Source organism: Bacillus norwichensis (assembly GCF_014836955.1).
In the GTDB taxonomy this organism is placed as follows: domain Bacteria; phylum Bacillota; class Bacilli; order Bacillales; family Bacillaceae_C; genus Siminovitchia; species Siminovitchia norwichensis.
The window spans coordinates 58,411-65,422 of record NZ_JACSPV010000022.1; the positions used below are offsets into that span (position 1 = coordinate 58,411).

At 40.4% G+C, this 7,012-nt stretch carries 4 protein-coding genes and 1 riboswitch; of the genes, 2 read left to right on the forward strand and 2 right to left on the reverse strand.

The genetic code is table 11. The features are described 5' to 3' along the window. Positions 1-132: 132 nt before the first annotated feature. Entirely contained in the window at positions 133-957 is an 825-nt protein-coding gene (locus tag H9631_RS13260; RefSeq protein WP_191813538.1) for a C39 family peptidase, read from the forward strand. On the opposite strand, the gene asnB is transcribed toward H9631_RS13260, so the two are convergent. Both asnB and metK read right to left on the reverse strand, forming a co-directional pair. After that, on the reverse strand, positions 942-2,834 hold the full coding sequence (asnB, locus tag H9631_RS13265; protein ID WP_191813540.1) for an asparagine synthase (glutamine-hydrolyzing): 1,893 nt from the start codon (positions 2,832-2,834) through the stop codon (positions 942-944). The genes H9631_RS13260 and asnB overlap by 16 nt on opposite strands. 183 nt (positions 2,835-3,017) lie before the next feature. Further along, the gene (gene metK, locus H9631_RS13270; RefSeq protein ID WP_191813542.1) at positions 3,018-4,217 is read right to left on the reverse strand and encodes a methionine adenosyltransferase; all 1,200 of its coding nucleotides are present in this window, start codon (positions 4,215-4,217) and stop codon (positions 3,018-3,020) included. A gap of 317 nt (positions 4,218-4,534) precedes the next feature. Then, a riboswitch (SAM riboswitch) is annotated at positions 4,535-4,666 on the reverse strand. Positions 4,667-4,953: 287 nt separating this feature from the next. Here metK and pckA point away from each other — a divergent pair. Next, entirely contained in the window at positions 4,954-6,543 is a 1,590-nt protein-coding gene (gene pckA, locus H9631_RS13275) for a phosphoenolpyruvate carboxykinase (ATP) (RefSeq protein WP_191813544.1), read from the forward strand. The last annotated feature ends 469 nt before the right edge of the window (positions 6,544-7,012 follow it).

Consider the following 7,012-nt stretch of genomic DNA (forward strand, 5'->3'; position numbering starts at 1 on the left):
CGTCAGTGCCTCAGATGGCCGCTTCCTATGGCTTTAGAGACACCCTGCTAATGTTTCCTACACGCCGGAGATAGACTTGAAAATATTTCGTCTAATTTTACACTTTCTTACTCTTTAAAAAGGAGATCCAATATGAATGCATGGCCTATTTTCTTAGTCCTTATTATCGGTTTTATGCTCATTCTTCTTTCAGGAAATCGCAGCTCGTACAAAGCTTTTTTTTCCTTTTTTATCGCAGCGTGCACATTCACTATTGTCCTTTTTAACACAATGGATAATTCTGAACAGCAAAAAGCTACGGCATCCCAAGAAATGCAACAAAACGATGATATTCAGTTAATTAAAATAAAAGACAAGGTTTTATTAGACTTTCCTGTTATTGAGCAATTGCCGGAACTTCCACGCGGTTGCGAAGTTACCTCGCTTGCCATGCTTCTTGAAAGCGCAGGAACAAGTACAGATAAAATGACACTTGCTAAAGAAATAAAAAGGGATCCCTCTCCTTATGTAATCAAAAACGGAAAAGTCTATTTCGGAAATCCCCATAAAGGATTTGTAGGAAATATGTATGACTTCAATAAACCTGGGCTTGGGGTTTACCACGAGCCCATTATGGAACTGGGAGAAAAATATCTGCCTGGAAGAATAGTGAATTTGACAGGAGAAGCTTTCGAGGAATTAAAAATCCCATTGTCTGACGGAAGACCTGTTTGGGTCATCATCAATGCAGAATATCGTGAACTGCCAGATTCTTACTTTGAAACATGGGAGACAGATTCCGGACCTGTAAAAATCACGAAGAAAGAACATTCTGTTCTGATCACAGGATACGACCAAAAATACATATATTTCAATGATCCTCTTACTGGAAAGAAAAATAAAAAAGCACCCATTGGCGATTTCGAGAAATCGTGGGTGCAAATGGGCAGCCAAGCGCTCACCTATAAGGTCGAGTGAGCGGCTGCCATTTCTTTATCAAAATTATAACGTTCTTCAACAAAGACCGCATGCCAAACCATGAATACAAGCACTGTCCAAATTTTACGGCTGTAATCCATTTTCCCCTGACAATGATCTTCCATCAGCTTCAACACATACTGCTTATTGATCAAATGATCTGTTTGGCTGTTTTTTATAACATCTTTAGCCCAATCATGCATTTCATCTTTCAGCCAATGACGGATTGGCACCGGAAAGCCTAGCTTTTTACGGTTTAATACATGGTCCGGAACGATTCCTTCAGCTGCTTTTCTCAAAACATATTTTGTAGTTCCATTTGCTGTTTTGAGGCTTGTCGGAATCGTGGAAGCCAGATCAAATACCTTCGTATCAAGGAACGGCACCCTGAGTTCAAGCGAGTGGGCCATCGTCATCCGATCCGCTTTCAGTAAAATATCGCCCCTCATCCAAGTATGAATGTCAATGAACTGCATTTGCTCTACAGGAGCGTACCCTGCCGATTCTGCATAAAGCGGATTTGTAATATCAAGATAATTGATATCCGGATGATAATGATTTAACAGTTCTTTTTTCTCATTCTCTAAAAACATTTTTGCGTTCCCAATATAACGCTCTTCCATCGGTGTTACACCGCGTTCAATAAAGCTTTTGCCTTTAACTCCTTCAGGCAAAGTTTTAGCAAGTGCCCGTAAAAGGGATTTTCCCACTTCCGGAATCTTATCGAACATTTCGAGAGACTGAGGCTCCCTGTAGATATTGTACCCGCCAAAAAGCTCATCTGCCCCTTCGCCTGAAAGAACAACCGTTACATGCTTTCTTGCTTCCCTTGCAACAAAATAAAGCGGTACACAAGCAGGATCAGCTAACGGATCATCCGCATGCCACATAATTTTAGGCAACTCTTTCATATATTCTTCAGGGCTGATCACGTAGCTGATATTTTCAACTCCAAGTCTGTCAGCTGTCTCTTTTGCCACATCAATTTCACTGAAGCCATCCCGTTCAAACCCAACTGAGAAGGTTTTAATATTCGGATGGAACTGCTTCGCGATTGAAACGATGATAGAAGAATCGATTCCTCCAGAAAGGAATGAACCAACCGGTACATCACTGCGCATATGAATATTGACTGAGTCGAATAAAACGTCCCTGATTTCCTTAATGAAGTCTTCTTCAGACTTATTCTGGACTGGCTTAAAGTTTGCTCTCCAGTAACGTTTGACGTTCAAGGATTCGCCAGGTTTTTTTGTAAAATAATGTCCGGGCTCAAGCTTCTTAATGTGACGCGTCATCGTTTCCGGCTCTGGAACGAACTGATATGTCATATATTGCTGAAGGGCTTCAGTATTCAGTTCTTTTTGATCCATAGCGAGCAAAATACTTTTCTTCTCTGACGCGAAGTATGAACGATCTCCTTCCTCTATATAAAAGAAAGGCTTAATTCCAAACGGATCTCTTGCTCCAAATAGTTCCTGCTTTTCTTTATCCCATATCAAAAAGGCAAACATTCCTCGAAGCTTCTCAACTGCTTTTTCTTTTAAATCACTGAACAAAGCAATGATTACTTCCGTATCGGAATCAGTTTCAAATGTGAAGCCTTTTTCTGTCAATTCTTCACGAAGTTCGACAAAATTGTATACTTCTCCATTAAAAATAATCCAATAATGCTCATTCTCATAAGAAAGCGGCTGACTTCCACTTTCAATATCAATGATGCTTAGTCTGCGGAAGCCAAATTGGATAAACTCATCCTGAAAATATCCTTCATCATCAGGCCCGCGGTGAGTAATTATATTGTTCATTTGCTTAAACTTTTGGTCAGTCGTTGCTTCTTCTATTGCATGATTATGCATACACCCGATAAAACCGCACATTTAAGTGTCACCTACTCTAATAAGATTCAAGTGCTCTTAGTGAATTCTGCACACCTTTTTTATATTATCATTATTTCACATTGTTTTGCAGGTTTATTACCTAAGTTTCTACATAAAAGTACAATCCTCAAAAAGGGCAGTGATGCTTTCCGCACCCCCGCCCTTTTATATTTCATAATAAAATTAAAGTGAAGTAGAACGAATAAGCGCCTCCGCTTTGTCTGTTCTTTCCCAAGGCAAGTCGATATCTGTCCGTCCAAAATGTCCGTATGCCGCTGTCTGACGATAAATTGGTCTACGCAGATCAAGCATGAGGATGATACCTGCCGGACGAAGGTCAAAGTTTTCCCTGATGGCCTTCACAAGCTTTTCTTCCGAAACTTTTCCGGTTCCAAATGTGTCGACAGAGATGGATACTGGCTGAGCCACACCAATTGCATAAGCCAGCTGCACTTCACATTTATCAGCAAGTCCTGATGCTACAATATTTTTGGCAACGTATCTGGCAGCATAAGCTGCTGAACGGTCAACTTTAGTAGCGTCCTTTCCAGAGAAAGCTCCTCCGCCGTGGCGTGCATATCCGCCATAAGTGTCAACAATGATTTTTCTTCCTGTTAATCCTGCATCACTTTGAGGACCTCCGATCACAAAGCGTCCGGTTGGATTAATGAAATATTTCGTTTCATCATCCAGTAATTCAGCAGGAACTACAGGTTTGATCACATGTTCCCTAATATCTGCTTTGATCTGTTCAAGTTCGATTTCAGGATGATGCTGAGTAGATAAAACAATGGTATCGATTCTAACAGGCTGATTATTTTCGTCGTATTCCACTGTTACCTGAGTTTTACCATCTGGCCTCAAATAAGGAAGAATAGAATCCTTGCGAACTTGCGCCAGCCTTCTGGACAGCTTGTGAGAAAGTGAGATTGGAAGCGGCATGAGTTCTTCTGTCTCATTGCACGCAAAACCAAACATAAGTCCCTGATCCCCTGCGCCAATCGCTTCGAGCTCCTCTTCGCTCATATTACCCTCTCTAGCTTCTAATGCTGTATTTACCCCTGCTGCAATATCAGGTGACTGCTCATCAATGGATGTGAGAACCGCACACGTTTCAGCATCAAATCCGTATTTCGCACGAGTATACCCGATTTCTTTAATTGTGTTACGGACAATTTTGGGAATATCCACGTACGTAGTTGTTGTAATTTCTCCGGCAACGAGCACAAGCCCTGTAGTCACAGAAGTTTCGCAAGCAACACGTGCATTGGGATCTTCTGCAAGAATCGCATCTAATATCGCATCTGATATTTGATCACAAATTTTGTCGGGATGTCCTTCCGTAACAGACTCCGATGTAAATAAATGCCGATTGTGGGACATCAAAGCTCCTCCTTTTGTTAAAATGCGTGTTCGTAAAGTTACCAAATTAGAAGCAATAAGGTCGAGGCGGCGAAGTTACGAGCAGCCGAATGTATGCTTTTAGATACATGAGCAGCACGGAAACAAGCCAACAAAGAGATTTGCCGCTTATTATTTGGTGACTTTTTGAACTTCCTCTTAAAATGAAATATTTATACAAACAACGGTACTCTGTCCTTTTATTGTAGAAGCACACCTTGGAAATCGGACTAATTAAAATAAAAAACCTTTCCTTGATATTCGAGGAAAGGTTTAGTCGATGTGTTCCGAGCCTTTCACTCTTATCGCCCAAGACTTATAGCCTTGCTACAGGTAAGCACCTTTCTGTCTGTAAAGCTTGCAGCTTTCATGCAGACAGCAGGTTGCCGGGCTTCAAAGGACCTGTTTCCTCCACCATCTCAGGATAAGAGTATCCGTTCAACTCAAAATCATAACTCAAATAATAAATCAATGTCAACCGGGAAAAGTAATATTAATGAAGCCATCCACATTTTTCTTTACTCTTTAATGAAGTAAAAAAAGTCATCTTGACTTAACTTTTACCATTTTAATTGCTTACCTCCTAAACAAATTTCATTTCGTCAAATCCTGTTCAAGAAATAATTCAAAATTAGTATAGACTAATGAATTAAATGTGTTATACTATTTCTCAAGTAAACTTTATAGCTTAAATATATAACAAAGGAAGGGTAAACATATGAGTTCAGTAGGCATCAAAAGCGAATTAGTGCAATTATTAAATGGACAGAATGTCCATACGCAATTATCAGTACCACAACTTGTCGAGAAGGTCCTAAGCCGTGAAGAAGGAGTTCTGACAACTTCTGGTGCTGTTCGTGCCGAAACTGGGAAATATACAGGCCGCTCTCCTGAAGACAAATTCATTGTTGATGAACCGTCTGTCACAGACAAGATCGATTGGGGTTCTGTGAACCAGCCGATTTCATCTGAATCATTTGAAAAATTGTATTCAAAAGTTGTTTCTTACCTACAGGAAAAAGAAGAAATTTTTGTATTTAAAGGATTTGCAGGTGCCGATGAAAAGTATCGCCTGCCTATTCAGGTAATCAACGAATATGCATGGCATAACTTGTTTGCCCACCAACTATTCATCCGCCCAACTGACGAGGAACTAACTAAACATGATGGGAAATTCACTGTTATTTCTGCACCTGGCTTCAAAGCAGATCCAAAAGTTGACGGTACAAAATCTGAAACATTCATCATTATCTCATTCGAACGCCGCATCGTGCTAATCGGCGGTACAGAATATGCAGGAGAAATGAAAAAATCTATTTTCTCTGTCATGAACTATGAACTTCCAGAAGCAGATATCTTATCTATGCACTGCTCCGCAAACGTAGGAACTGAAGGTGACGTTGCCCTCTTCTTCGGATTATCCGGAACAGGTAAAACAACCCTTTCAGCTGACCCGAACCGCCGCCTGATTGGTGATGACGAGCACGGCTGGTCTCCAAACGGTGTCTTTAACGTTGAAGGTGGATGCTACGCGAAAACAGCAGGATTGTCATATGAAAAAGAACCACAAATTTATAATGCCATTACTTTTGGCTCTGTTTTGGAGAATGTGATTGTAGACCCAGCATCACGTGAACCTCTCTATGATGACACATCTTTAACAGAAAATACAAGAGCAGCATATCCAATTCAAGCCATTGATAATATTGTTGAACCAAGCATTGCAGGACATCCATCTGTGATCGTATTCTTAACAGCTGATGCATTTGGAGTATTGCCTCCAATCAGCAAGTTGACAAAAGAGCAGGCTATGTATCACTTCCTAAGTGGTTTTACATCTAAACTTGCTGGAACAGAACGCGGAGTCACTTCACCTGAAGCAACATTCTCTACATGCTTCGGTGCGCCATTCCTACCTCTTCCTGCAGCACGCTATGCAGAGATGCTCGGTAAGAAAATTGATGAGCATGGCGTTCAAGTCTTCCTTGTAAACACTGGATGGACTGGCGGCTCATATGGCGTAGGTAAAAGAATGAACCTAGCTTATACTCGTGCCATGGTGCAAGCAGCACTTAACGGTGAGCTTGATAATGCGGAAACAACAAAAGATGAAGTGTTCGGCCTTTCTATCCCACTTCACGTTCCAGGTGTACCTGACGAAGTTTTACAACCAATCAAAACTTGGGACAACGAAGAAGCTTATAAAGCTAAAGCTAAAGAACTTGCTGATAAGTTTAATAACAACTTCAAAAAATTTGATCATGTCGATAAATCCATTGCTGAATTAGGTGGACCGACTGTTAAATAAACCAACCGGGCGATTTGCCCGGTTTTTTTTGTCTCTATAGCTCCACAAGATCTTCGAACTGACGAAAGTAAAGTAAAAAGACTGATGTATTTTAAATCCCAGCTAATAATTACAGAAGTTAAGCTGTAGAATTTTTCAGTTTCCAATCTGCGGTCAGAATGTTAAAAATTAAGCCCGCTCGTGATTAATCAACCAAAATTTGGCCCTTATTAATGTGCAACATCAAGTCACTTTTTAAAGATCATGCTCGAGCCGCTTAATAATTGTCGTGCAGCCCCAACCACCGCGCCTCCTCCCCTCTGATCAATCTTTTCACTTTTTAATATAAAAGCATTTCCACTCACGATATAATGATTGAAAATTCAGAGAGTAATGGCATCCATGGATAAATTTTTGTATGAAAATTATTTCCGTTAGAAAGCAATACTTAAGTAAGCCCTCTATTCCTATTTTTTAAAAAGGGCTTTAT